Source organism: Thermosipho atlanticus DSM 15807, assembly GCF_900129985.1.
Taxonomy (GTDB): Bacteria; Thermotogota; Thermotogae; order Thermotogales; family Fervidobacteriaceae; genus Thermosipho_A; species Thermosipho_A atlanticus.
Genome location: NZ_FQXN01000003.1, coordinates 140,505 through 166,971, shown reverse-complemented (window position 1 = coordinate 166,971; position 26,467 = coordinate 140,505). Strand labels below are relative to the sequence as shown.

General features: G+C 30.5%; 25 protein-coding genes. 13 read left to right on the top strand and 12 right to left on the bottom strand.

The window, feature by feature from the left end:
* The first annotated feature begins 173 nt into the window (after positions 1–173).
* Positions 174–1,514 carry an FAD-dependent oxidoreductase gene (locus BUB65_RS04800; protein ID WP_073072844.1) on the top strand — a complete coding sequence of 447 codons (1,341 nt, stop codon included), beginning with the start codon at positions 174–176 and terminating at the stop codon, positions 1,512–1,514.
* Positions 1,515–1,869: 355 nt separating this feature from the next.
* Here BUB65_RS04800 and BUB65_RS04795 read toward each other — a convergent pair whose 3' ends face one another.
* The 4 genes from BUB65_RS04795 to BUB65_RS04780 all read right to left on the bottom strand — a co-directional run bounded on the left by BUB65_RS04795 (position 1,870) and on the right by BUB65_RS04780 (position 4,766).
* Positions 1,870–2,058 (bottom strand): hypothetical protein, encoded by a 189-nt coding sequence (locus BUB65_RS04795; protein ID WP_073072843.1) that lies wholly within the window; start codon positions 2,056–2,058, stop codon positions 1,870–1,872.
* A gap of 398 nt (positions 2,059–2,456) precedes the next feature.
* Positions 2,457–3,137 (bottom strand): hypothetical protein, encoded by a 681-nt coding sequence (locus BUB65_RS04790; protein ID WP_073072841.1) that lies wholly within the window; start codon positions 3,135–3,137, stop codon positions 2,457–2,459.
* On the bottom strand, positions 3,134–3,955 hold the full coding sequence (locus BUB65_RS04785; protein WP_073072839.1) for a patatin-like phospholipase family protein: 822 nt from the start codon (positions 3,953–3,955) through the stop codon (positions 3,134–3,136). Before BUB65_RS04785 ends, BUB65_RS04790 begins: the two co-directional genes overlap by 4 nt.
* A gap of 1 nt (position 3,956) precedes the next feature.
* Positions 3,957–4,766 (bottom strand): MBL fold metallo-hydrolase, encoded by an 810-nt coding sequence (locus tag BUB65_RS04780; RefSeq protein WP_073072837.1) that lies wholly within the window; start codon positions 4,764–4,766, stop codon positions 3,957–3,959.
* A 112-nt stretch (positions 4,767–4,878) separates the two neighbouring features.
* Here BUB65_RS04780 and BUB65_RS04775 point away from each other — a divergent pair, with 112 nt between their 5' ends.
* Positions 4,879–6,021: an MFS transporter gene (locus BUB65_RS04775; protein ID WP_073072834.1), complete on the top strand. Its 1,143-nt coding sequence runs from the start codon at positions 4,879–4,881 to the stop codon at positions 6,019–6,021.
* Between the two features lie 161 nt (positions 6,022–6,182).
* Entirely contained in the window at positions 6,183–6,800 is a 618-nt protein-coding gene (locus BUB65_RS04770) for a 4Fe-4S binding protein (protein ID WP_073072832.1), read from the top strand.
* A 106-nt stretch (positions 6,801–6,906) separates the two neighbouring features.
* Here the strand turns inward: BUB65_RS04770 and BUB65_RS04765 are convergent, their stop codons facing one another.
* The 4 genes from BUB65_RS04765 to BUB65_RS04750 are packed head-to-tail and all read right to left on the bottom strand — an operon-like array spanning position 6,907 to position 11,328.
* Complete coding sequence (locus tag BUB65_RS04765) at positions 6,907–8,286, bottom strand: amidase family protein (protein ID WP_073072829.1); 1,380 nt, start codon at positions 8,284–8,286, stop codon at positions 6,907–6,909.
* Between the two features lie 4 nt (positions 8,287–8,290).
* A complete protein-coding gene (locus BUB65_RS04760) occupies positions 8,291–9,130 on the bottom strand; it encodes a carbohydrate ABC transporter permease (protein ID WP_073072827.1) in 840 nt (279 codons plus the stop codon).
* Positions 9,131–9,144: 14 nt separating this feature from the next.
* A complete protein-coding gene (locus BUB65_RS04755) occupies positions 9,145–10,029 on the bottom strand; it encodes a carbohydrate ABC transporter permease (RefSeq protein WP_073072824.1) in 885 nt (294 codons plus the stop codon).
* 54 nt (positions 10,030–10,083) lie between these two features.
* Positions 10,084–11,328 (bottom strand): ABC transporter substrate-binding protein, encoded by a 1,245-nt coding sequence (locus tag BUB65_RS04750; protein ID WP_073072822.1) that lies wholly within the window; start codon positions 11,326–11,328, stop codon positions 10,084–10,086.
* A gap of 351 nt (positions 11,329–11,679) precedes the next feature.
* On the opposite strand from BUB65_RS04750, the gene BUB65_RS04745 reads away from it, so the two are divergent.
* Together BUB65_RS04745 and BUB65_RS04740 are read left to right on the top strand one after the other, a co-directional pair.
* Positions 11,680–12,894 (top strand): glycosyltransferase, encoded by a 1,215-nt coding sequence (locus tag BUB65_RS04745; RefSeq protein WP_073072819.1) that lies wholly within the window; start codon positions 11,680–11,682, stop codon positions 12,892–12,894.
* Complete coding sequence (locus BUB65_RS04740; RefSeq protein WP_073072817.1) at positions 12,891–14,012, top strand: ROK family protein; 1,122 nt, start codon at positions 12,891–12,893, stop codon at positions 14,010–14,012. Before BUB65_RS04745 ends, BUB65_RS04740 begins: the two co-directional genes overlap by 4 nt.
* Positions 14,013–14,050: 38 nt before the next feature.
* Here BUB65_RS04740 and fabG read toward each other — a convergent pair whose 3' ends face one another.
* The 4 genes from fabG to BUB65_RS04720 all read right to left on the bottom strand — a co-directional run bounded on the left by fabG (position 14,051) and on the right by BUB65_RS04720 (position 18,738).
* Positions 14,051–14,794: a 3-oxoacyl-[acyl-carrier-protein] reductase gene (gene fabG, locus BUB65_RS04735; RefSeq protein ID WP_073072814.1), complete on the bottom strand. Its 744-nt coding sequence runs from the start codon at positions 14,792–14,794 to the stop codon at positions 14,051–14,053.
* Between the two features lie 107 nt (positions 14,795–14,901).
* Positions 14,902–15,840: a 1-phosphofructokinase family hexose kinase gene (locus tag BUB65_RS04730; RefSeq protein ID WP_073072812.1), complete on the bottom strand. Its 939-nt coding sequence runs from the start codon at positions 15,838–15,840 to the stop codon at positions 14,902–14,904.
* A 4-nt stretch (positions 15,841–15,844) separates the two neighbouring features.
* Positions 15,845–16,579 carry an energy-coupling factor transporter transmembrane component T family protein gene (locus tag BUB65_RS04725; protein WP_073072811.1) on the bottom strand — a complete coding sequence of 245 codons (735 nt, stop codon included), beginning with the start codon at positions 16,577–16,579 and terminating at the stop codon, positions 15,845–15,847.
* A gap of 17 nt (positions 16,580–16,596) precedes the next feature.
* Positions 16,597–18,738: a sodium-translocating pyrophosphatase gene (locus BUB65_RS04720; protein WP_073072810.1), complete on the bottom strand. Its 2,142-nt coding sequence runs from the start codon at positions 18,736–18,738 to the stop codon at positions 16,597–16,599.
* 161 nt (positions 18,739–18,899) lie between these two features.
* On the opposite strand from BUB65_RS04720, the gene BUB65_RS04715 reads away from it, so the two are divergent.
* The 8 genes from BUB65_RS04715 to coaE are packed head-to-tail and all read left to right on the top strand — an operon-like array spanning position 18,900 to position 26,464.
* Positions 18,900–19,619 carry a response regulator transcription factor gene (locus BUB65_RS04715; protein WP_073072809.1) on the top strand — a complete coding sequence of 240 codons (720 nt, stop codon included), beginning with the start codon at positions 18,900–18,902 and terminating at the stop codon, positions 19,617–19,619.
* A 3-nt stretch (positions 19,620–19,622) separates the two neighbouring features.
* Positions 19,623–20,894 (top strand): sensor histidine kinase, encoded by a 1,272-nt coding sequence (locus BUB65_RS04710; RefSeq protein WP_073072808.1) that lies wholly within the window; start codon positions 19,623–19,625, stop codon positions 20,892–20,894.
* Positions 20,881–22,185: a thymidine phosphorylase gene (locus BUB65_RS04705; RefSeq protein WP_073072807.1), complete on the top strand. Its 1,305-nt coding sequence runs from the start codon at positions 20,881–20,883 to the stop codon at positions 22,183–22,185. The genes BUB65_RS04710 and BUB65_RS04705 overlap by 14 nt, the downstream gene beginning before the upstream one ends.
* 9 nt (positions 22,186–22,194) lie before the next feature.
* Complete coding sequence (locus BUB65_RS04700; protein WP_073072806.1) at positions 22,195–23,805, top strand: phosphodiester glycosidase family protein; 1,611 nt, start codon at positions 22,195–22,197, stop codon at positions 23,803–23,805.
* Positions 23,806–23,822: 17 nt separating this feature from the next.
* Positions 23,823–24,335, top strand: a complete 513-nt coding sequence (locus BUB65_RS04695; protein ID WP_073072805.1) for an adenine phosphoribosyltransferase — start codon at positions 23,823–23,825, stop codon at positions 24,333–24,335.
* A gap of 13 nt (positions 24,336–24,348) precedes the next feature.
* Positions 24,349–25,701 carry a glucose-6-phosphate isomerase gene (locus tag BUB65_RS04690; protein ID WP_073072803.1) on the top strand — a complete coding sequence of 451 codons (1,353 nt, stop codon included), beginning with the start codon at positions 24,349–24,351 and terminating at the stop codon, positions 25,699–25,701.
* Positions 25,701–25,928 carry a hypothetical protein gene (locus tag BUB65_RS04685; protein ID WP_073072801.1) on the top strand — a complete coding sequence of 76 codons (228 nt, stop codon included), beginning with the start codon at positions 25,701–25,703 and terminating at the stop codon, positions 25,926–25,928. Before BUB65_RS04690 ends, BUB65_RS04685 begins: the two co-directional genes overlap by 1 nt.
* Complete coding sequence (gene coaE, locus BUB65_RS04680; protein WP_073072798.1) at positions 25,925–26,464, top strand: dephospho-CoA kinase; 540 nt, start codon at positions 25,925–25,927, stop codon at positions 26,462–26,464. Before BUB65_RS04685 ends, coaE begins: the two co-directional genes overlap by 4 nt.
* The last annotated feature ends 3 nt before the right edge of the window (positions 26,465–26,467 follow it).

The window sequence follows — 26,467 nt, the reverse complement described above, 5'->3', positions numbered from 1 at the left end:
TAATTTAACTTATTCATTTTAAGCTTTCATTAAATTATTCGGACATTAATATTTAATAAAAGCACTTATATTATATGCTATTTACATATATAGACTATTGTGATATAATTTGATTGGTTATTACTCGATAAACTTAAAGTGAATTTTTTAACTTACAATGTGGAGGTGAAAACATGAAGTACGATATTATTGTGATTGGTGGAAGTGCTGCTGGTTTAATAGCCGCAATGACTTCAAGAAAACTATATAAAGACAAAAAAATTTTGGTTATAAAAAAATTAGACAAAGAATTGGTCCCATGTGGTATTCCTTACATATTTAACACACTAGGTAGTGTTGAAAACGATTTTATGGGAATTGAAGAAAAGTTTAAGGCCAACAACATTGATTTATTAATTGATGAAGTGATCGATGGAAATACTGAAAAAAAGAAAATTTTCACAAAAAATGGTGAAGAATTTGAGTATGACAAATTAGTTATAGCTACAGGTTCAACACCACGTGTTATACCAATACCAGGGCATGACCTAGAAAATGTAATGACCATTCCAAAAAATTATAAATATTTGAAAAAAGTTCACGAAAAAATTAAAGATGCGAAAGATGTTGTAATAATAGGTGGAGGATTTATTGGTGTGGAAGTAGCAGATGAAATTAAAAAATCAGGAAAAAATGTTACTTTAATTGAACTGGAAGATCATCTATTACCAGCCTCTTTTGATAAAGAATTTGGGGAAATCGCAAAGAAAGAAATTGAAAGTGACAACGTTAAAGTTCTTCTCTGTAGTAAAGTAAAAGAAATTTTTGGAAATGGAAAAGTTGAAAAAGTTATTTTAGAAAATGGCGAAGAGTTACCAGCCGATGTGGTAATAATAGCTACTGGTTACAAACCAAATACAGAATTAGCTAAAAAGATGGGAATAAAAATCACTGAGTTAGGATTTATAGAAACTGACGACTATATGAGAACTTCCGTAGAAGATGTATATGCAGCAGGCGATTGCGTCCAACACAAAGATTATTTCACAGGAAAACCCTCAAGATTAATGTTAGCTTCAGCAGCCGTTTTTGATGCTAGAATCGCTGCTTCAAATTTATATAAATTAAAACTATTGAGAACAAATAAAGGTTCATTAAATGCATATTCTACTATGATTGGTGGAAAGGCATTTGCAGCAGCAGGAATAACAGAAAAAGTTGCTAAAAACGAAGGATTTGACATCGTTGTTGGAAGAGCTGAAGTTGTTGATAGACACCCTGGAAAGTTTGAGGATGCATCAAAAATAATCTTAAAATTAATTTTTTCTAAAGAATGTGGTTTGCTGTTAGGCGCACAAATCGTAGGTGGCAAAAGTGTCGGTGAAATTATAAATATTATAAGCTTGGCTATACAAAAGGAAGTAACAGCAAAAGATTTATTCACAATGCAAATAGGTACTCATCCATTATTAACAGCTGCTCCAACAATTTATCCTCTAACTTTGGCTGCAGAACAAGCATTAGCTCAGATGTAAAATAGAAAAAATCAATTAAAAAGCTGCCAACTTCTCTGGCAGCTTTTTTTTAATGATAAAAAGTCTATTTTATATAATGTGTTTTTCCTACCTATTCTCAACCTTATTCTATTCATTTCAAGTAGGTAATTCAAACATTCATGTTCTGGCAGAACTAAATAATATCCTTTATTAGAGTTTAATCTATAACTTGATTGTTAAAAAAGTAACATTATCTAATTTTAGTCTCCAAACCGTATTTCATTTTTTATAAGTACAGTGAAAACTCTTAATTAGTCCTTAACCATCTTTGTCCAATCACCAGATTCTATATTTCCTTTACTAAATTTATGCTCTATTAACACAATTTTTGAATCTAAATTATTTTTTTGGCGAATTCTTTAACACTTTGTATTGGAATGTGAGACGCAAAATAAATAATAAATGAACTATTTTCTTCTTCTCCTTCAACAGAATATCTTAAATACTTATAATCTTCACTAATTGTTTTTACCTTTCTAACATTATCAGTTAAATCCAAAACAGATAATAATCTACCTATCAATGATAAAATACCAATTTGCTGTGTATACCCAATACTATCCTAATGCCATTGCCATAGCTACAGGTCCAATTATCGCTATATATGGTATTCCACCACTTGATATAATATTAGTTAATATTTTCCTCGCACCTTCCAATACATCCAACCACTAATCGTTTCTTATTTCATCGGTAACAAAATGTTCTTTGTATTTCAAATCTAATTTATTTCTTAATTATTTTCACTAGGGAAATTCTATTCTTAAAATTAAACATTTCTCAAAAATAAAATATACTTTGATTTTCATTCCTTTATTAATATTATAAATTCCCCAAACTATAAGATAATATTAAAAAAATTCTAAGATTCTTCGTCATACAGATTCAGTATGACAAAAAGTGCTAACATTTGTTAATCTATTATATTTCTATCTTTTCCACATTTTTAGACTTTAACACTCTTTTCGCAAATTCAATCATCCTACATTCCATTGCCTGAAGAAGAATTTCGCTGGCACTTTCAAATTTAATTTGAGGTAAATCTCGAAAGTTCAATACTACTATATCGCCATCTTCTATAAATGAAACAGGTATCTGTGAAAGATATGTCGTATTAACATATTTTCCTTTAAAAGGTGGAAAAACTCCTGGAAAAGCAAGGCAGGCTTTTGCAACATTGTAAGAAGAGCCCTCATAAAGTTCTACTGTTTGTTTTTCAAGATTTATTACCTCTGCTTTAACACAAGTATTTATATTTAAATCACCCAAAAACTCTTCAATTTCCTTCCGTTCATGGATCGCTATAGAAGTACTCCAAAGAACACAGTATTTTATTTTCTTTTTTCTAGCTTTCCTTTTATCAATCTCCTCTCCTTTTTGTACTCTATTTATAACCCGAAAAGTACTTTCAAATTTTTTTACAAAACTATTTATTTTCTCTCTTGCTTTTTCACTTCCAAAATTTTCAAATAAAATTGCATAAAAGCCAGCAAGACCATTTGCAATTATCTCTAAATTTTTATCTTTTTTGGATAAAAATTTCTCAATAACTGGTATTGCTGCTAAACCTTGTAGACCATATCCCCCAACATGAATTCTCACATCAACATCTCCTTTGGAAGATCAATCTTTTTAGTATATTCATATGCTTTTTCCATTATTTCCAAACTACGTTTAAACTCAAATGTTCCAATATTATTAACAGGTGGTCTAATAATAAAATCAGCTTCCTTTCTTAAAAATGAAAGAATTTTATCTTCACACATATGATTAATTACATTAAGTATATCATTTGAAGTCTCAGGCATTTTCATTTCCCCATTATTTTCAGACAAATCAACCGCAACTACATAATCAGCTCCAAGTTTTCTTGCAATATCTGTTGGTAAATTGTTAAGTGTCCCACCGTCTACTAAAACTTTATCTTCAAATTCTACTGGAGGAAAAATACCTGGAATCGCCATTGAAGCTTTAAGTGGTTCAATAATCTTTCCAGAAGAATGAATAATTATTTTTCCACTTTTCAAATCATTTGATATAGCATAAAATTTTATCTTTAAATCTTCAAAAGAAAGTTTTCCAAAAGCTTTTTCAAAAATTTTAAAATATAATTTTGAAGACAAAATAGAAACCTTATTCGCCATATAATAACAACTTATCTTTGCAAAAGGGCGATTAAATTTTTTATTTAATGAAAAACTAATTGGAAAAAATTTAAATGCTTTCTTATAAATTTTTTCAGAATAATCCCAAAGTTTTTTTGAATCTTTTAAAACAGCATATCCTGCACCAACAACTGCTCCAATACTTACTCCAACTATTGCATCTGGAACAAATCCTCTTTCTTCAAGAGCACGTATAACTCCAACATGAGCGGCACCCCTTGCACCACCACCACTTAATACAAGAAATTTTTTCATATTAATTTCCTCCATCAAATTCTAAAAAACTTCCCGTAAGACATTCCTCTACTTTAGCTTTAAGGTTTTTCTTTAAAATATTAATTGCCTTACTTCCTGTACAATGACATGGATAAATACTTTCAACGTGAAAAGTATTTAACGATTTTGATATTTTATAAAGTTCATTATCCGTTTTATTTAAAAGATGAAATCCTCCAATAACTGCTTTTATTTTACCGTTTTTAGATAAATGCGATACTATGTTTACTATTCCTCTGTGAGAACAACCTGTAATAACTACAATACCATCTGATGTTCCAATTGAAAGATACAATTCATCTTCAAAAAGATCTTGCTTTAACTTTTTGAATTCATCTTCAATTCTAAATCTTTTTTCAGGTTGTTCAAAAGTTATCATCGGTGCAGCTGTAACGATCTTTATGCCTTTAAATAATTCAAAATCTTTTTCAACAACTCTAAATTCTCCTCCAAGTTTTTCATAATATTCTCTATTATGTCTAAGTCCTACATACCTTTTTTCACTGTATCTGTGATTAAAAAAACCTCTTCCTACAAAAACTTGTTTGGGCCCAGTTTCTTTTAATAAATATTCCAATCCATTTCCATGATCATAGTGTCCATGGCTTATAACAACTGCATCTAATTTTCTAAGATTTAACCCCAATTTTTTTGCATTTTCAAAAAATAAATTACTTTGACCTGTATCAAAAAGGATTTTTTTATCACCGTATTTGACAAATACACTAAAACCATGTTCTGAACCATATTTAGCTTCTGACTTGTCGTTTACTAAAACCCAAACTTTCATTTTTACACCTTCTTTATCACTTATAAACTTTCCTAACTTTATTATAACCTATAACTAAAAAGAAATATGATGTTAAAATATAAAAAAGATAAAACATTTGAGAGGTGAAAAAGTGAAAAAATCAGAATTAATATTTGGATTCAGTAGTTTTTTCATTTTTGGTTTTTCGTTAATAATCATAAGCACCTTGATCCCTGTTATCGAAAAAACATACAATATCGATCATTCATTGATAGGGTTAGCTTTTTCAATTGGTTCTATTGCATTCTTATTATCATCATTGTTATACGGTTTCTTATTGGAAAAAACCGATGCATTTAAAGTAATCTTAATTGCAATATTGATTCTTTTAATTGGTAACATCTTAATGTATGTTATGAATTCCTATATTTTAATGGTTTTTGGAATCTTTTTCATAAACTTCGGAGGTGGTGGACTGGAAATTTCAATACCATTTCTCATCGGTGTATCAGGTAACAGAAAAAAGGGGAAAGCACTAAATTTACTACATTCAGCCTTTGCCATCGGAGCTCTAAGTAGCCCCATTTTTTCATCCTTAATATTAAAATATACTAGTTATTGGAAATTATCTTATTTAATTGGAATATTTTTTAATATAATTCCCTTAATTTTTCTATTTCAAATAAAAAATTTTATTAGCTCAATCCATAAAAATTATTTAAATGAAGTGAAAGTTTCAAAAAAGGGTATAATTAATTTCACCTTAATAATTTTAACTCTTTCACTTTCTTTTTATGTCAGTTATGAAATGAACTTCTCTTCTTGGATTTCGACGTTTCTATTTGAAATAAGAAGACTCAATATTTCTACTGCTGCATTGTATCCTTCCTTTTTGTGGCTTGGGTTATTCTTAGGAAGAACAATATTATCACATATGCCAGAAAAATATGGTTATAAAAAGTGGCTAATTATTATTGTAACCTTGTCACTAATTTTCTCAATTTTTACAATATTTGTTGGAAAAAATATTTTTCTTTCTTCAATTGGAACCATATTAACTGGAACAGCTTTTGCAACTACCTATCCTACTATTCAAGCATTAATTGTGGAAAAATACAAAAAGAATAAAGGAATAGCTTTAAGCATTGCTTCTGGTAGTACATCAATAATTTCTGGATTCTTCTCATATTTAGTAGGGTTCATTGGGAAATCACACGGATTATTATTCGGATTTTTGGTTATCATCTCACTCAACTTGATTGAAATATTTTTAGTATCTTTAATTAAAGAATAAAAATCTATCATCGTCTTATTTCATTATTTCATTTTTGCAAACTTCCGTAACATATATTACGTAAATTCACCAAAAAAATTATTATAATATTATTTGAAAACTTCAACCCAGAACTAAGGAGAGGTTATGTGATTTAAAAAAGCAATTTTACTAATATTCTGATGACTATTTCTCAAATAGCCTTTCTTGTTATTTTTTTCATTTTATTAAAAAATCAAACACTTTTTAAGTGGCTTTTTATTTTTGCGGGTGGTTTACTTCTTTCACCATTTTTAGGAAGATTTTACTGCAGCTGGATATGTCCAATGGATACTTTATTTAAACCTATAGATTTCGTGTATAAAAAGTTGAAAATAAAAAGATTTAAAGTAACTTCATCCACAAAATTAAAAATTTTAAGGTATATATTGCTCTTTTCATTTATAAGTATATTTATAATTACAAGAATTGTTAAAATACGCTTAAACCTTTTATTGTACATTGTTGGTTTTTCTGTGCTAATTACACTATTTTTTGAAGAAGAAGAAGAAGAAGAACTTTGGCATAAATATTTATGTCCATATGGAACACTTTTAAGCTTATTTAGCATGAAACCACTTACAAAATTAAGAATAAATGAAGAAAAATGTACAGGGTGTGGTTTATGCCAAAAGGATTGTCCTACAAATACAATAATTATTCTTGATAATAATAAACGTAGGATCATAAACAAAGAATGCTTGTTATGTCTAAATTGTAAAAATGTATGTTCAGTAAATGCAATTTCTTTTAAAAAGTAAACAAAAGAGTCCCTCACGAAAGTGAGGGACTCAAATTATAATTCTCACTTTGGATACGACTTCTTTTAAAAGGTAAATATAAATTAAAGTTGACTTTATTTCTTATTCAATTTAACGGAAGCTTACGTACCGGAAATTTTTTCTCAAATACACATGCTAAAGATAATAGTTTCTCTTCTTCAAACTCTCTTGCTGAAAAGGTTAAACCAAAAGGTCCAGAATTTGTATAACCTGCTGGCACTGTTATAGAAGGATATTTTGCTTTTGCCGTTATATGTGCTCCATAATTTGCTGGGAATAAAAGTGCTGTCAGGTTATATTTTTCAAACAACTTATCTAGTTCTTCTTTTGCATATCTTCTATCGTTTAATAATGACTCAATATACTCTTTTTCATTAATATCTGTTGCATCAGCTCTTAGTAAAATACTCTGTCCATATGGTATTGCATCTTTATCTTCAAAATTAAATCTAATAATATCTGTTAATGTTTTTACTTTCAAATCCTTGTCTTTTAAATAATTATTTATTCCATGCTTAAATTCATAAAATAAAACATTTATATTATTTATTTTATCAAGATTTTCAAATTTTACCTCAACAATTTTTCCATTCAAACTTTCAATCTTTTTCAAAGTATCTTTAAATAGCAAAATCTGTTCTTCAGCTAACCATTTAAAGAATTGCTCACTATATCCAAATATCATTCCAGAATAATCTGGAATTTCTTTTAGTTTTGCTGGAAATTCCCTATTTTTCACTATATAAGTTGCAGGATCTTCTAAATCAAAACCATGTATAACCTTAAATACTTCAAAAGCATCTTCAACTGTTCGAGTGATAGGACCTGCTGTATCTTGAGTATATGAAATTGGTATAATCCCAGATCTACTAACTGTTCCAACTGTTGGTTTTAAACCAACACAGGAATTACTACTCGCAGGCGATAATATCGAACCTGATGTTTCAGTGCCTATAGAAACAAGTGCAAAGTCAGCAGCCACTGCTACTGCAGAACCTGAACTTGAACCTCCTGTGTCAAATTCCCCATACGGATTTTTTGTTTGTCCTCCTAACCTGCTAAAACCATTTGGCATTTTAAAAGAAACGAAATTTGCAAATTCTGTTAGATTTGCCTTTCCTATAATTACAGCTCCAGCTTCCCTTAATTTTCGGACTAAAAATGCATCCTTTTTTGCATAATTTCCTGAAAGTACTTTTGCACCAGCAGTCGTTTGCATTTTATCATTTGTATCTATATTTCCCTTGATTATTACCGGAACACCATGCAAATTACTTCGCTTTTTCCCTATTTTTCTTTCCTCATCCATTGCTCTTGCAATAAACAAAGCATCTGGATTGATTTCTAAAATAGCATTTAAAGAAACATTTGCAATACGTTCTAAGTAAAATTCAACCAATTTCTCAGAAGTTATTTTTCCTTCATCATATAATTCATTAAACTTTCTAATAGTTAAATTTCTCAATATCTCACCCCTTTACCGAACCAGCTGATAAACCTGCAATAATTTTTTTCTGGAATATTAATACAAGAATAACCAATGGTGCTGTAACTATTACAGCTGCAGCCATAATTTGCCCCCATGGAATTTCATATTGTGACGCACCTTTAAAAAGTGCTATTGCAACTGGCACGGTATACTTTTCAGGCCTTTGCATAAAAGTAAGAGCAAATAAGAACTCATTCCAAGCAGAAATAAATGTCAATAATCCTGTTGCAACAAGTCCTGGGGCTGCCATTGGTAGTACAATAGACCAAAGTGTTCTAAGCCTTGAACAACCATCAATGGCTGCCGATTCTTCCACCTCTTTTGGTAACTCTTTAAAGAAATTCTGTAAAATCCACGTAGTTAATGGGAGAGTGATAGATACATAAGGTAAAATCAAACCTGGATAAGTATTTATCAACTTCATACTTCTAAGTAATACAAATAAAGAACCTAATATGGAAACTTGAGGAAACATACTAACTGCTAAAATCAATGACATAACAATAACTTTACCTTTAAATCTTAGTCTTGCAATTGCATAAGCTGCTAGAGAACCAATTATTAAAGAAACAATCGTAGTAGTACCAGCAACAACAATACTATTCCAAATATTCACATGAAATGGCCTTTCGGTGAATACTTTTATATAATTTTCAAACGTAATTCTTTTTGGAAAAAGTGATGGATTTATTTCAAACAAATCTTGATCCGGCTTTAAAGATGACACAACCGCCCAATAAAAAGGAAAAATACACCATATTAAAATAATAGCAACTAACAGATATAAAATTACCTTATATATAATTTTTCTTGTTTGCATTCTTTTCACACTCCTCATTCAAATTGGAGTTTTAAAGATTTTATATAAACTATTGCAAATATTGATATCAAAATAAATATTACCACTGACAAAGCTGAACCATATCCAAACGAAGCACTGGTGAAAGCTCTATCCATCAAAAGTACTCTGTTATATACGGATAAAGTTTCAGTTCCTACGCTTCCACGTGTCATTACATATACAACATCAAAAACTCTTAAAGCATCCAAAGTTCTAAATATCAATGCCACTGCTATGGTTGGTGTTAACTGTGGGAGTGTTATTCTAAAAAATCTTTGAAGCATATTAGCACCATCAATTTTTGCTGCTTCGTACAACTGTTCAGGTATAAGTTGTAAACCGGCAAGGATCAGTAAAGCCATAAACGGTGTTGTCTTCCACACGTCAACTTGAATTATAGCAAATAATGCAAGACCAGGTCTTCCAAGAATTGGCGTACCAGGTTCAATAATATGTAATTTTTCAAAAAATCTTGACATTATACCAAATTGGTCGTTAAACATCCATCTCCACATTTGAGATGAAATTGCAGTAGGTATAGCCCATGGAATTAACATTGCAGCTCTTACTGCTCCACGAAATTTAAATTCTTGATGTACAACAAGTGCAATCATCAGTCCTAAAATAGTTTCTAATGTCACAGAAACAACTGTGAAAATAATCGTTGTTTTTAACGCATCCCAAAATCTTGGATCACGAAAAAGTCTTACATAATTACCAAAACCAATGAATTCCCTAGGAAATCTGGGATTCAAACTGAAAGAGAAGAAACTATCATAAAAGGTTTTAAACAAAGGGAAAAATGCAATTACGGAAATTACAAGAATGGCAGGTAATATCATAAAAAAAGCAATTCTGGGTTCTTTTTTTTGCACCATATCACCTCACAATGAAAATATTAGAATTATGGGGGACAAAGTCCCCCATAATTTTTATTTTCCAAGAAGTAATTTTAATTCTTTTTCAAGTTTTGAAAGTGCTTCTTCAGGCGTTAACTCTCTTGTCAATGCTGCATGAACATATCTTTGAATTGCGTCAGAAACTTCTGCGTAATTTGCAGTTCTTGGTCTTGGTAAAGCATTAATAAATACATCGAACAATTCTACCATAAATGGATTGGCTTCTTTTAATTCAGGTTCGTTATACACTTCTTTTCTTGTTGGATTTTGTCCAGCATTTACTGCTTTATAAAGCTGTTGATTAGCACTTGTTAGGAACTTTATAAGCTTCTTAGCAGCTTCTTTTTCTTCTTTTGATGAGAAAATGTTTATACCTAAATTCCATCCACCTAAGGTAGCTGCATGTCTACCATCTTCACCTGGTCCTTTTGGAAGTGGCACAACACCAACTTTTCCTTTTATTGGAGAATCATCGCTATTTGCAAGTGACCAAGCATATGGCCAGTTTCTCATGAATACTGCATTACCTGATTGGAATATTCTTCTTGCATCTTCTTCCATGTAGGTTGTTACACCTTCTGGTGTAATTTTATATTTGTAAATAAGATCAACCATAAATTGCAACGCTTCAACTGCTTTTGGATTGTTAATAATAACATTTCCGTTATCATCTAAAACATCTGTGCCAAAGGACCATACATATTCCATGAAATCACATACAAGACCTTCATATCTTGCACCTTGCCATACAAAACCTTCAATTCCTTCCGCTTTAGAAATTTTCTGAGCCATTTCTACTAATTCATCCCATGTTTGTGGTGGATGATCATAACCATATTTCTCAAGTAAATCTTTTCTGTAGTATAAAAGACCTGCATCAGTAAACCATGGTATTGCAACAATTCTGCCATCAACTGTAACAGATTTTACAGTTCCTGGTAAAAATTTGTCAAGTTCAAAATAATCGTAATCTTTTGTCAAATCCTCTAAAAATGGTGCAAATTCTGGTGGCCATATAACATCAAGCATAAGCACATCTGGATCACTTTCACCAGCAGCTAAATAAGTTACATATAAATCGTGTCTTTCAGTGGATGAATCTGGCATTGGTATAACAGTAACAACTATATCTGGATTCTGTTTCATGAACTCTTTTAACTGCGCATATAAAACCTCAAGTTCTTTTCCGACACCCCCAGATGTCATGGTTATAGTAGTTAGTGAAAAAGAAACGACAAATAACGCTAATAAAGATACCAAAGCTAACAACTTTTTCATACTTACACCTCCTCCTTAAAAATAGTTTTTTCAATTTTCGAATTAATACTAACATATTTACCGATAATTTGAAAACTAAGTTTAAGTTTAAATTTGAACAATAATCACATTTACAAAGTACTAATCAGGAATAATTACAATTTTTTCAAAATTATTTCATTACAAAAAAAATATCTTTTTATTTAACAAAAAATTGGAATTGTTGCTAATTAAATTTGTTAACATCTTATTATTATTAAATAATATAATAAATCTTCGCAATTCATATTATTCTACAATATAACTTGTTTTTGCTTTAAAATAAAATGTGTTATAATTTTTTCGAAATTCGAATTTATGGAGGTGAACATTTTGAGAGTAGAATTACCTATTAAAAGAATCTCCAACTATAAAAATATTGTAAGTGATGAAGTTGATGAACTTATTAACTTAGCAAAGGAACTAAAAGGTTTGAGAGTTGTTCATGTTAATGCAACTTCATATGGCGGTGGCGTTGCCGAACTATTATATACTCTAGTACCTTTAATGAGAGATTTGGGTTTAGACGCATATTGGGAAGTACTTGAAGCTCCTAATGAATTTTTTAATGTAACTAAAAAACTTCATAACGCATTCCAAGGTGCATATGTGGATATCACAGATTCTGAATTAGAACTTTTTGAAAAAGTCAACAAAGAAAATGCAGAAAAACTTAATTTAGATGCTGACATTGTAATTATTCATGATCCTCAACCATACTTTATTCCTTTATTTAAAGAAGGGAAGTTCATTTGGAGATGTCATATAGACACTTCCAGCCCTAATAAAATAATTTGGGAAAAAATCACAAAAAAAGCAGCAAAAAAATATTCAAAAGCTCTGTTTCACTTAACCGAATACGTGCAAGAACCTTTTAAAGATATTGCAGTTGAATTTCCACCAAGTATAGATCCTTTAAGTGACAAAAATAAACAACTTCCTGAAGAAACTATCAAAGAAATAATTTTAAAATATAATATCGATATCACCAGGCCAATAATTACCGTTGTAGCACGGTTCGATCCTTGGAAAGATTTAAAAAGTGCTATAGACGTTTACAGAATATTAAAAGAAAAAGTTGATCTACAACTTCTAATCGTATCAGCAATGGCAAAAGATGATCCAGAAGGTTGGATACTATTTGAAGAAATTTTAAGATATGCCGGAACAGATCCGGATATACATTTTCTAACAGATTTAAAAGGGGTTGGACATTTAGAAGTTAATGTATTTCAAACAATATCTACTGTAGGATTACATACAGCAACTAAAGAAGGATTTGGCTTAGTAATCTCAGAAATGCTTTGGAAAGGAAATCCTGTTGTTGCAAGACCTACTGGAGGAGTAAAAGTACAAATTCTTGACGGCTTCAACGGTTTTTTACGTAACGACGTTAAAGAACTAGCAGATGCATTATATGATATAATTAATGATAGTTCTCTCAAAGAGGAATTTGGAAGAAATGCTAAAAAGCTTGTTAAAGAAAAGTTCTTAACTACCGCCCATTTAAAAAGGTACTTAAAAGTAATTAAGGAGGTAATTTATTGAAATTAACTAATTACAAAAAGATACTTTTAAACCTACTTTTTAAAGAAAAAGTCTACAGAAATGAACTTATAAATACTTTGAAAATTACTCCTTCAAGTTTAACTTACATACTGAATAATCTTAAAAAAAATAAATATATATCAATTTTTCAGGAAAACCAACGAATTGCTGGTAGACCAAAACATTTTGTAAAATTATACAAAGATAATTGGAAAAGTATCGGTGTAAGGGTTGGTAGAGAAAGCTTAGGATTAACGGTTTTCAATGGATATTTTGAAGAGTTAGAGAAAATTTCAATAAAACTCACCAAAAGTGATATAGGAAACGAAAATTTACCGAAAGTTATCAAAAAAATTATAAATAAAATATCTTCAAAAGAAGATATTGTTGCTGTTGGTATCGCTTTTTCAGGAAAAATTATAAAAAACAAAGTTTATTCAAACATATTAAATTTAAAAGATTTTGAACCAAAAAACATTATCAAAACTTTAATTCCAAATGCTACCATTACAATAATCAACGATGTTGAAGCTATTGCAACGGAAGAATTTGTTAAACATGGTGGAAAAAAAATATTGGTAATTAATTATGGAACTGGAATCGGTGCATGTTTTTATGAATCGCACGGAATCTATGAAAAAAGCGAAAGAAAGGTTATTGAACTTGGTCATTTCCACGCTGGTGGAAGCGAAAGATGCTACTGTGGCCTAGTAGGATGTCTTGAAACTGTTGCTTCTGACTATGCAAATTTAAAAAAATACAAATACAAAAATTTAAACATTAAAGAATTTATATCTAACCAAGAAAATTACGAAAATGATTTAAACGAAATGCGAAATCTTTATAAATCATATAGAAAAAAAGCAGAAGAATTATACAAAGATACATTCGACTATCTAGCAATTTTCATTTCAAATATGATTAAGTTATTAACACCAGAAAAAATTATTCTTTCTGGAGAAGGAGTTTCAAAATGGTTTGTACAAAATTTAGAAAAGAAAATATCTTCAATTTCACTTAATCCAATTTCTATAACATTTAGTGGTCTTAGAAATAACATTGAATATGGCGCTTCAATTGACGCTTTAAGAGAACATATTTTAAAATTAAAATTTTAAAACAAAAATGGGGGTTATACAACCCCCATTTTTAAACTTTAAATAACCAATCCACCATCTATCCCAATAACTTGTCCAGTAATGTATGAAGATTCATCAGAGGCAAGGAACAAATATAAGTTTGCCACTTCTTCAGGTTCGCCCATTCTTTTTAATGGTATCTTCTCATTCAAAGCTGTTAATATTCTCTCCGAAACTTTTTCAGTCATAGGTGTTTTTATAAACCCAGGTGCAACTGCATTTACTCTTATTTGAGCACCTTTTCTTGATAATTCTTTTGCCCAAGTCTTAGTCATTCCAATAACTCCAGCTTTGGTTGCAGAATAATTTGTTTGGCCTATATTTCCAAATACTCCTACTATTGAAGAAGTATTTATTATACTCCCTTTTCCTTGTTTCAACATTATTGGTGCTACTGCTTGCGTCATATTAAAAACACCTTTTAAATTGACATTTATCACTGCATCCCAATCTTCTTCCTTCATTCTTAAAAGTAAAGCATCTCTCGTAATTCCAGCGTTATTAACTAATACATCAATTTTCCCATATTTTTCAACAACATCATTGACCATTTTAGATATAGCCTCTCTATCAGTCACATTTAAAATATAATAATCTATAATTCCAGGACCAGGATTTTCTTTTACCAATAATTCTAAATTTTCTTTTGATAAATCACACGCTATAACCGTTGCACCTTCTTTTGAAAATAACAAAGAAGCTGCTTTTCCAATTCCACTTGCAGCCCCCGTTATTATACACACTTTCCCACTTAATCTCATATTTTTACCCCCTTTAAAAAAATTAAATCAAACTAACTTTTCAAAAATTATTATACACTCTTTTTGAATGTTTTTCAACAAAACATTAATATGCCAAGTATTCAATTTTATGATTTAACTTTCTCTATTCTAATCTTTTCTAGCAAATTTAAAACATCCTCTATACGACACAATTCCGTTCCAGGCGTCATAACTGCTGCACTTCCTGCAGCATTTGCCCATCTGAAAGCTTCAATTTCGGTATTACCTTCATTCTTTTTCAATACATAAGCTGCTAAAAATGAATCACCTGCCCCAACTGCACTCTTTATGGGAACTTCTACATGGTGGGCATACAATGCCTTTTCATTGGTTATTAACAACGAACCTTTTCCACCCAAAGTAAGAAGGATTTCTTTTAATTCAAACTCCGCTATTAATCTTCTACCTTCACTTATCAACTCAGAAAGATTTTCAGAGCTTATTTTTTTTTCAATTAATCTTTCAAATTCGTGAATATTTGGCTTTATAGCATCTGGTTTTGCATGAATGCCTATTTTTAAAGCTTCACCATCAGTATCATAATACACATAACTCCCTCTATCTTTTAACAATTTTATAATTTTAAAATAAATTTCAGGTTTAACTCCCTGTGGTAAACTACCAGAAATAACAACTATATCATCTTCTCTAACAAGAGCTTCCAAAACTTCAAAAACCACTTCTAACTTTCTCTTACTAATCTTTGCACCTGGCATGCTTATTCTATATTGTCCTCCTTTTGATTCCAATATAATATTCATCCGTGTTTCAGATTCAACTCTTATTGAACTATATATTACCCCTTCTTTATCTAACATGTTCTCTATTTTCCGACCATTATCTCCCCCCAAAAAAGTAATAGCTATTGAAATCCCTCCTAACTCCTTTATAACTCTTGAAACGTCTATTCCTTTACCTGCGGGATAATCAACAATTTTTCTCGCCCTTATAGTATCATCATAGACTAATTTATCGATATATATATATCTATCCAAACATGGGTTCATTGTTAAAGTGAAAATCATTCTTTCACCCCCAAATAATAATAGTAAACAATGAAAATAACGTTAATGACAAAAACAATGAATCTTTTTTAGTCCATTCCAATACATAATAGCTTGTTCTCGGACCAATCCCATATTTTCTAGCTTGCAACGCAATAGAAATTTCTTCGGCTTTCCTAATAGCTGATATCAACAAAGGAATAATTATAATAACCAAACCTTTAATCTTATACCTCAAACCAGGTTGATCAAATTTTGCTCCCCTGGCAATTTGAGCTTTTATTATCCTATCTATTTCATCAAATAAAATCGGTATAAATCTCATTGATATAGTCATTATCATGCTGAAATCTTCTCTATAGCTTTCTTTTATTCCAAACCATTTCATGATTGATGACAACCCTCGGGCAATCAGCAGCGGAGGTGTAGTGAAAGTTAAAAACGATGCGAAAACAACTACAAAAAACAATCGCAGAGCTATAAATAATGACATTTCCAAACCACTTACAAAAAATTGAATAACACTTGCAAACAAAATTAAAAACCACATACTTTTTACTGAACTCAAATACACTAAAAAATTTATTTTAGATAAATGAACAAGTATAATAAAGATAAAAAAGGGGATAATATATCCCCATAAATTGTTTATTAACAAAATAGAAGTGATAATGATAAATGTACCTAAAATTTTCGATCTTGGATCTAGTGAATGTAAAAATGATTCACAAGGAATATACTTACCTATTAATAAACGCATTTATACCTCCTAAAACTTTAGAATAAATGGTACACCATAAATAACGGGGCTAAAATTAATGATATCACAGACATTATTTTTATTAAAATATCTAAACTAGGACCTACAGTATCTTTTAAAGGATCACCAACAGTATCACCAATCACAAGTGCACTATGCTCAGGTGTACCTTTTGAAAGTCCCTCCAATTTTCCCTGCTCTAAATGTTTTTTCGCATTATCCCAAGCTCCACCTGCATTTGCCGTATATAATGCCAACATTATACCACTTAATGTTGTTCCAACTAAAACGCCACCAACAAATTCAGTTCCAAACAAAAATCCCGAAATAATTGGTGTTGCAACAGCAATAAATATAGGTTTGCTCATTTCCTTTATTGCTCCAGCCGCACTAATTTTAACACATCTTTCATAATCAGGTTTAACTGTTCCATCCAAAATTCCAGGACTTTCTGTTACTTGTCTTCTGATTTCATCAACCATTAAAGCCGCAGATTTTACAACTGATTCTATAAGGACTCCACTAAACATGAATGGCAAAGCTGCACCAATTATAGCACCCGAAAGTGTTCGTGCATTTACAATATTCAAGTTTAAAATGTCAAAAACATTTTTGACAAATTGACCTGGTGAAGTTTGAGAGAATATATATGACGCAAAAAGTGATAATGCTGCTAATGCTGCTGAACCAATCGCAAAACCTTTACCAATTGCTGCCGTAGTATTACCAACCATATCCAATCTATCAGTTATTTCCCTAACTTCTGACTCAAGTTCAGACATTTCACTTATTCCACCCGCATTATCAGCAATTGGGCCATATGAGTCAACTGAAACTGAAGTCGCAACAAATGACAACATACCTATAGAAGCCATGGCAACTCCATATAATCCAGAAAAATAATCTGCTAAGACTATTGCAAAGAATAAGAATAATGATGGTAAAAAGACACTTTTCATACCTAAAGCCATCCCACTACTGATTACAATAGCTGTTCCTTGTCTGGATTTTTCACTTAAAAGTCTTGTTGGACTATATTCATCTGAAGTATAATATTCAGCTAAAAGACCTATTATAATTCCTACAAAGACTCCTAAAACTGATGAGAAAAATGGTGAGAAAGCTCCAAATTTAAAACCAAAATTTTGCAAATTTGGTGTACCACTTAAATAAAAATATGTAAATATAAAATTCCCAATTATACTTAAAGTTGCAGAAGTAATAAGTGCGGCGTTTAAATCTTTATGAGGTTTTCCAGCACCTTTTTTTAAGATTATATAATAAATTCCAATTATACTTGATAAAAGTCCAATCATTGTATAAGAAAGTGGGTAAAATATTAGTTTTTTTGCTGTTTCATAAAATTGATTTCCAGTAAGCGCAAATATATATGAAGCCAAAACAATTGCAGAAAGGATTGAACCTACATAACTTTCCAAAAGATCTGCTCCTAATCCTGCAACATCTCCTACATTATCTCCTACATTGTCTGCAATTGTTGCGGGGTTTCTTGGATCATCTTCAGGAAGGTTTAACTCAGTTTTTCCAACAAGGTCTGCTGCCATATCTGCTGCTTTCGTATATACTCCTCCACCTACTCTGTCAAACATTGCAATAATCGAGCATCCCAATGAATAACCTGAAACAGTCATTGCAAAAGGAATAAAATTAATTCCAAGAAAATTCTTTACAATCACCAAATTTTCAGGTTTAAGCTGATAACTAAAGATAGTAAAAATTATCACAAGTCCTAACAATGCAAAGCCACCAACTGAAAGCCCCATAACAGAACCACCTTGAAAAGCTATCTTCAAGGTTTTATCAATATCCTTTGTTTCACGTGCAGCATTTGCAACTCTTACATTAGCCCGTGTTGCTATCTTCATACCCACAAATCCAGCTAATGAACTCATTACAGCACCAATTAAAAAAGAAACTCCAACATACCATGCAGTAAGAAAACCTAAAATTATAGAAATCGGAATTGCAAGTTTAAAAACTACAGAGTACTCATGTGAAATAAAAGCATCAGCTCCTTCGCGAATTGCTAGTGAAATTCCCCGCATTTTTTCAGTACCTTCAGATTTTTTTAATACTAAATAAAAATTTAAAAACGCGAAAAAAATTGCTAATACTGGTGGTATGTAATATACAAGCATAGTAACCCTCCTTTTTTGAATATGTGAAATTTCTAATTTTATTTTACAAAAAAATTGTTCCAATTCTATGTACAACTATTTCCATTTTGTTAAAAAATATGATATAATGTTTCAAGAAGATATCATTTAACAATTTAATTATTTTGAGAGGAGGCCTTTTTATGGCGAAAAGGAGAATTATGGTTATTGATGATCAGCCTGAGATTCTTGAGCTCATTAGTTTTACTCTCGAAAAGGAAGGCTACGAAGTAATCCCGGTTGAAGATGCAGAAAAAGCTTTAGAAGAAATTAAAGACAAAGATGTAGATATGTTTTTAGTTGATATTATGTTACCTGGTATGGATGGTTTTGATTTTGTAAGGAACATTAGAAGTCAAGAAAAGTACAAATTTACTCCCGTGATTTTTTTAAGTGCTAAAGGAGAAGAATTCGATAAAGTTTTGGGTCTAGAGCTTGGTGCAGATGATTATATTACGAAACCTTTCAGTATTAGAGAACTTCTTGCTAGAATAAAAGCAGTATTTAGACGCATACAAATGTCTGCACAAGTAAAAGAAGAAAAACCCAAAAAAATTACTGCAAAAGATTTAGAAATTGACGTTGATAAGTATGAAGTAAAAATTAAAGGGAAAAAAGTCAATCTCACTCCACTTGAGTTTGATCTTTTGAGATTCTTAGCTGAAAATGAAGGTAAAGTATTTTCCAGAAACGTCTTGCTTGACAAACTATGGGGTTATGATTATTTTGGAGATACAAGAACAGTGGATGTTCATATTAGAAGATTGAGAACAAAAATCGAAGAAGATCCTTCAAATCCAAAATACATTGTAACTGTTAGAGGAAAAGGTTACAAATTTAGAGATCCCGGAAAGGAAGAATAATTGATGAATTTTGTCCCTGTTATTATTCTACTTTTAGTTATAGTTGCACTCATTTACTTTTTAAAAAAATTTTTTAATGAAAATTCGGCATTGAAAAAATCAATTTTTAGAATAGCTGAAATTATAGAGGAGGATCCTGATGCGCCTCCTCTATACATTTCTGAAAAGGTTCGGAAAAAAATTAACGAACTCTTAGAGAAAAACTATGAGCTTGAACATTCCATGCGTAATCAACTTACAATATTGAACAATATAATCGAACCTATAATTATTGCAAAAAATGATGGAACTATCACTTTTGCAAATATTGCTGCTCGAGAAATCACTCGTCCTGGTGTTGAAGGTAGAAAAATCTACGAAGTCTTTGAAGAGTATTTTGTAAATCAAATGTTTGAAGAAGCTACAAAAACTAAAAAAATACAATCTGGAGAAATTACTATATTTATTGAAGGAGAAAAAAGATACTATGAAGTTAAAATAGTTCCGGTAACTTTGGAAGAAAATAACGAAAGGTATATTGTAATTCTCCATGACATAACCAACGAAAGAATGCTTGAAAATGTACGTAAAGAATTTATTTCAAATGTTTCACATGAACTAAGGACCCCTCTAACATCTATTCATGGATATGCTGAAGCTCTATTGGAAGATGATTTATCAAATAGAGAAATTGTTAGAAAATTCTTGAAAATTATTGAATCTGAATCAGCAAGAATGACTAGACTAATTAATGATCTCTTAGATCTTGAAAAACTTGAATCGGGGAACTCGCAATTCATATTTGAAGAAATAAATTTCACCGAAGTATTAGAACATGTAAGACATATAATTGAACCTTTAGCAGAAGATTACGGAGTAGAAGTTGAATTTACTTATCCTGACAAATTACTTTTAATTGGAGATAAAGATAGACTAATTCAAATGGTTTTGAATCTTGTGGATAATGCAATAAAGTATACTTCTTTAAAAGAAAAAGGTGAAAAAATTGTAAAAGTAGATGCTTATAAAGAAGGAAATAATATTGTTGTACAAGTGAAAGATACCGGAGTTGGAATACCTGAGGAAGCTCAGAAAAGGTTATTTGAAAGGTTTTACAGAGTTGATAAAGCCAGAAGTAGAAAATTAGGTGGTACCGGTTTGGGGCTTTCTATTGTAAAAACAATAGTAGAGCATCATAAAGGAACAATTGAATTTTTCAGTAAAGAAGGGGTAGGAACAACATTTAAAATAACATTACCTATAAACAAGGAGGAAAAATTAAATGAGACCATATGACATAATATTGAAAAAAAGAAACGGTGGAAAACTTTCAAAAGAAGAAATTGAATATATGATAATGGGTTATGTAAACGGCGAAATTCCTGATTATCAAATGGCTGCCCTTCTCATGGCTATTTATTTCAAACATATGGACGATTCAGAAAGAGCAATTTTAACTGAAATCATGGCACATTCTGGTGATGTGATTGATTTATCTCCTATAAAAGGAAAAAAAGTAGATAAGCATTCTACTGGAGGTGTAGGCGACAAAACTACACTTGTCGTTGCTCCACTAGTGGCATCTCTGGGAATTCCTGTTGCAAAAATGTCCGGAAGAGCCCTTGGACATACTGGAGGGACTATTGATAAATTAGAATCAATACCAGGTTTTAAAACTAGTCTATCGCTTAAAAAGTTTTTCGAAAATGTAAATAAATATGGAATAGCTATTGCCGGACAAACTGCTAATTTAGCGCCAGCTGACAAAAAAATTTATGCTCTGCGTGATGCTACAGCCACAGTTGATGAAATATCTTTAATTGCTGCAAGTATAATGAGTAAAAAACTTGCGGGTGGTGCTGATGCTTTTGTTTTAGATGTAAAAGTTGGAAGTGGAGCATTTATGAAAACACTAGAAGATGCTAAAACTCTAGCTCAAGCCATGGTTGGAATTGCCAAAGCACATAGTAAAGAAGCAGTTGCAGTTTTAACAAATATGGATGAACCTTTGGGAATTTTTGTAGGAAATTCTTTAGAAGTATTAGAAGCAATTAATACTCTTAAAGGCAATGGTGAACAGAAATTTGTTGAGTTATGCATCACTCTTGCATCTTGGATGTGTTATTTAGCAGGATTAGGTGATATTGACAAGTGTAAAAACATGGTAGAAGATTCATTATATTCTGGAAAGGCCTTAGAAAAATTCAAAGATTTAGTTGTAGCACAAGGTGGTAACCCTGAAGTGGTTGATAATCCTGAGAACATTTTGCCTATATCTAATCAGATCATTCACTTCAAATCCAATAAAGATGGTTATATCTCAAAAATTGATACTGAAAAAGTTGGAATTGCATGCAATTATCTAGGTGCAGGACGTACAAAAAAGGAGGACAAAATCGATCATTCTGTTGGATTCAAAATTCTCAAAAAATTAGGCGATAGAGTCAACAAAGATGAGCCCATTGTTGAAATGTACGTAAATGAAAAAAGTAATATCGAATATGCGTTAAAATTATTAAATGAAGCTTATCAAATTTCAGATGATATACCAAAAAATACTCAAATAATAATTGACATTGTTAAGTGAGGTGTGCTGTTGAAAAAATCAGTTATAATTTTTTCACTTTTGATAATTTCAATTTGTTTATTTTCAAACACTATCGTCTACGATTTCAAAGCTTATTATTTCAACGACGAATGGGTCAATGAAAAAATTTTGAAAGACCTTTCTTTTAGTTTTGTCAAAAATGATAAAGTATTTATGGCAAGAGGTAATGATTTATTAATTGGAAAAAATGGAAACATAACTTTAAATTTTGAAAAAACATTTTATAATGCATATAAAGTTGAAAATAATGAGCTTTTCATCAATGTCAGTTTCTTAGTACAATACTTTAATTTAAATGAATTTACTTTAGAAGATGGGAGAAAAATTTATTACGACAAACTTCCGGAATTAATTAGAGTAGAACATCAAAACGATACAATTAATTTCTATTTCACTAGTGAAATTTCAAAAGATTTTATAAACATCCAAATAATGGATAATGATCTTATCATAACTTTATCACCATTAAAGGGAATGCCTATGCTTATCGGAAAAATCGACTACGAGATAAACAATGATGGTTTTATTTTTTACATATTGAGTAATAAGTTAAAACCTGTTCCAATATTAACAATTCAAAACAAAGTTGCAACACTAAAAATAAAATATACTGAAGTTGAAACTAAAAAAATCAGGGATGGAATTATTTGGGAAAGGAAAGTAGAAACTTACAATGGTCAAAAATTCCTAGTTAATTATTTACATGTCGATCCTAAAAAAGCTGAAATCAGTCCAATCATTTCTTCAAAAGGTATCGGAACAAGAGAGGATCTTAGAGAAATGATTAAAAATTCTCGCTGTATTGCAGGTATAAACGCAAATTATTTTGATCCTTCTACAAACATTCCTATAGATCTAGTTATAAAAGACGGGAAATTATTATCCGATAAATTTGGATTAAGACCTGTTTTTATTATTACATACGATAACGAAGTCTTTATAAAAAGAATCTTGGTTGAACTTAATGTTTACATTAATGATTTACTCTTTCTAGTAAAAGGAGTAAATACAAACGCAAAAGGAGAAGTTCTTCTTTATACTGAAGAGTATAAATTACCAATACCATATGATTCGGAAAAAAACTATTTTTTGATACAAGAAGGTAGAATCGTCGACACTGAATATTATAAATATGTTCCTGATGCTTCAATGATTCTCACAATAAGCAAAAAGTATGATAAATATTTAACAGACGTAGATGTTGGAACAAACGTAAAATTTGTTTTAAATACAGATTTTCCTTTTCCAATAAAACATGCAATAGGTGCTGGGCCTCTATTACTACAAAACGGAAATTTACTCCCCGATCCTTCAACTGAAAAAGTCAGTTATGGAAATGGAATAGCTTTTTCAAAAACAAATCGAACAATAATAGCTATAACTAAGGATAATAAGGTTGATTTCATAATAATAGAAGGATACAATAATGGTCCGGGAATGAATTACGACATGGCTGCTGATTTTCTTCTAAAAAAAGGCTACTTTTCCGCAATGATGTTAGACGGTGGCGGCTCAAGTGCTATGGTTATAAATGAAAAAGTCGTCAATCAAGATGGTGAAATTCAAAGAGGAATACCTGTTGGGATAGGAATTAAATAGTTTTGGAGGTGTTTGAAGTGGACTTAAGAAAATATATACGAGATATTCCAGACTTTCCAGAAAAAGGGATAATTTTTAGAGATATTACTCCACTTTTAAGAAATCCTGAAGCTTTTAAGCTTGCAATTGATGAGCTAAGCAGAAAAGTTGAAAATTTAGACTTTGACTTAATTGTTGCTCCTGAAGCTAGAGGATTCATTTTTGGTGGCGCTTTATCTTACAAATTAAACAAGGGATTTATTCCTGTTAGAAAACCTGGAAAACTTCCTTTTACGGTAATTTCAGAAAAATATTTATTAGAATATGGTACCGCTGAACTTCAAATGCATGTTGATGCAATTGAAAAAGGTCAAAAAGTAATTATATTTGATGATGTTCTCGCAACTGGTGGAACTGCTAAAGCTTTAAAATCATTAGTTGAAAAATCTGGTGGAGAAGTTGTAGCTATGGTATTTTTAATTGAACTCACTTATTTAAATCCGAGAAATATTTTAGCTAATGAAAATATTATATCTTTGATTGAACTTTAAAGGAGGTTCATAAATGCTGAAATTTGATTTTACAAATGTTTTTAATGAAAAAATTCCCAATGGTATCTCAGAAAATGATATAGAAAATCAAAAAGATGTCATTTACAATTCCATTAACCAGTTAAAAAATAATATACCGGGATTTGTTGAAGTAGTTTTTAATAGAAAGTGGATAAATTCCGTACTAAATATTAAAAATTTTGTAAAATCATACGAAAATTTAGTTGTTGTCGGTATTGGAGGTTCAGCTCTTGGAAACATTGCTTTACAAAATTCTTTAAGACCAATCAATTGGAATTTTCTCAATAAAAAAGAAAGAAATGGAAATTTAAGAATATTTGTTATTGACAATGTTGATCCTGATTACGTCTCTTCAATTCTTGATTTAATAGATATTAAAGAGACATTGTTTAATGTTATCTCTAAGTCTGGAAGTACTGCTGAAGCTATGGCAAATTATTTAATAGTAAGAGGATTGCTCGAAACACATGGATTAAATCCAAAAAACCACCTAGTTTTCACTACCGATCCCAAAAAAGGAGTTTTAAGAAAAATTGCAGAAACAGAAAAAATTACCACTCTTGAAATACCAGAAAATGTTGGTGGTAGGTTTAGTGTTCTAACGCCAGTTGGTCTACTCTCTGCAATGGCCGCTGGAATAGATATTGAAGCAATATATGAAGGCGCAAAAAGTGCATATAATAAAACCATAAATGAAGATATTTGGAATAATCCTTCTGCACTAATTGCTCTTGTTCACTATCTTTATTACTTAAAAGGAAGAAATATTTCTGTAATGATGGCATATTCAAATAAACTATATTACTTAGCCGATTGGTATAGACAGTTGTGGGCTGAAAGTCTTGGAAAAGCCTACTCAAAAGACAATAAAAAAATTAATGTCGGTCAAACACCGGTTAAAGCTTTAGGTGCTGTTGACCAACATTCGCAAATTCAGCTTTATAACGAAGGACCAGATGACAAAATTATAACATTTTTAAAAACTGAAACTTTTGAAAGAAATATTAAAATACCCCATTCTCATATTGAAAAAGAATTAAGTTATTTACAAGGACAGACCTTATCAAAACTTCTCAATAACGAATTGTATGGAACTGAAGCAGCATTAGCTCTCAATGGTAAACCTTCATTAAGAATAACATTTCCAAAAATTGATGAATTCAATGTTGGGCAGTTTATAATGTACTACGAACTCGCTACAGCTATTGCAGGTGATTTATTCAACGTAAATCCTTATGATCAACCAGGAGTTGAATTAGGCAAAAAAATTACTTATGCTTTAATGGGAAGGAAAGGGTTTGAAGAATACAATGTAACCCCTTCAAATGAAAGGAAGGAAATATAATGGAAAAACTAATCGAAATTTTAAAAGAAATTTTTAATCCTTTAAAAATTTTTAAATCAAATGAAATAATAACGGTTGTAATCAATAACGATCAAAATATGGAAGAAAAATTAAAACATTTCTCTAAGCAAGTTTCATCCATTGAAGAGGAATTTAGCTTCAGATTTCTTACAACCGAAGAGCTCAAAAAACTTGAAGCTAAAGAATTAGGAGTGAGAATTTATTGAGATTTATTCTTTGTATTACTGGAAAAATTGGTACTGGTAAAACCACCGTCGCACATTTTTTCAAAAATAAAGGATTTTCATACATTAATATGGACGAAATTGGACATGAAGCTTTTGATAAAAAAAAGCATGAAATTCGTGATATTTTTGGTACTATTGATAGAAAAGAAATTTCAAAAATAGTTTTCACTAATACCGAAAAACTCAGAGTTTTGGAAAGTATTTTACACCCAGAAATGAAAAAGATTCTCTCGGAAAAATTAACTAGAAATCTCAATTATGTTATAGAAGCAGCTATTAAAAGAAGATTAGGAATTTATTGTGATTTTACCATTACTGTAACTGCTGAAAAAAAAGTAATCTTTAATAGATTAAAAAATAGGGGTTTAAGTAATATTGAAATTGAAAATATTTTAAATTCCCAATTTGATGTTATTCCAGAAGGAATTGTTATAGATAACAGTTTTTCATTAGAATTTCTTAACAAAAAACTTAATTTCATATATTCTTTCTTAAAAAAATCTTTTGAGATATAATTG

What these genes read in the sequence shown, in the direction of transcription:
- BUB65_RS04800 (WP_073072844.1), top strand. Translation starts at nt 174, where the DNA reads ATGAAGTACGATATTATTGTGATTGGTGGAAGTGCTGCTGGTTTAATA.
- BUB65_RS04785 (WP_073072839.1), bottom strand. Translation starts at nt 3,955, where the DNA reads ATGAAAAAATTTCTTGTATTAAGTGGTGGTGGTGCAAGGGGTGCCGCT.
- BUB65_RS04780 (WP_073072837.1), bottom strand. Translation starts at nt 4,766, where the DNA reads ATGAAAGTTTGGGTTTTAGTAAACGACAAGTCAGAAGCTAAATATGGT.
- BUB65_RS04770 (WP_073072832.1), top strand. Translation starts at nt 6,183, where the DNA reads ATGACTATTTCTCAAATAGCCTTTCTTGTTATTTTTTTCATTTTATTA.
- BUB65_RS04760 (WP_073072827.1), bottom strand. Translation starts at nt 9,130, where the DNA reads ATGCAAACAAGAAAAATTATATATAAGGTAATTTTATATCTGTTAGTT.
- BUB65_RS04755 (WP_073072824.1), bottom strand. Translation starts at nt 10,029, where the DNA reads ATGGTGCAAAAAAAAGAACCCAGAATTGCTTTTTTTATGATATTACCT.
- BUB65_RS04750 (WP_073072822.1), bottom strand. Translation starts at nt 11,328, where the DNA reads ATGAAAAAGTTGTTAGCTTTGGTATCTTTATTAGCGTTATTTGTCGTT.
- fabG (WP_073072814.1), bottom strand. Translation starts at nt 14,794, where the DNA reads ATGAGATTAAGTGGGAAAGTGTGTATAATAACGGGGGCTGCAAGTGGA.
- BUB65_RS04730 (WP_073072812.1), bottom strand. Translation starts at nt 15,840, where the DNA reads ATGATTTTCACTTTAACAATGAACCCATGTTTGGATAGATATATATAT.
- BUB65_RS04725 (WP_073072811.1), bottom strand. Translation starts at nt 16,579, where the DNA reads ATGCGTTTATTAATAGGTAAGTATATTCCTTGTGAATCATTTTTACAT.
- BUB65_RS04720 (WP_073072810.1), bottom strand. Translation starts at nt 18,738, where the DNA reads ATGCTTGTATATTACATACCACCAGTATTAGCAATTTTTTTCGCGTTT.
- BUB65_RS04715 (WP_073072809.1), top strand. Translation starts at nt 18,900, where the DNA reads ATGGCGAAAAGGAGAATTATGGTTATTGATGATCAGCCTGAGATTCTT.
- BUB65_RS04710 (WP_073072808.1), top strand. Translation starts at nt 19,623, where the DNA reads ATGAATTTTGTCCCTGTTATTATTCTACTTTTAGTTATAGTTGCACTC.
- BUB65_RS04705 (WP_073072807.1), top strand. Translation starts at nt 20,881, where the DNA reads ATGAGACCATATGACATAATATTGAAAAAAAGAAACGGTGGAAAACTT.
- BUB65_RS04690 (WP_073072803.1), top strand. Translation starts at nt 24,349, where the DNA reads ATGCTGAAATTTGATTTTACAAATGTTTTTAATGAAAAAATTCCCAAT.
- BUB65_RS04685 (WP_073072801.1), top strand. Translation starts at nt 25,701, where the DNA reads ATGGAAAAACTAATCGAAATTTTAAAAGAAATTTTTAATCCTTTAAAA.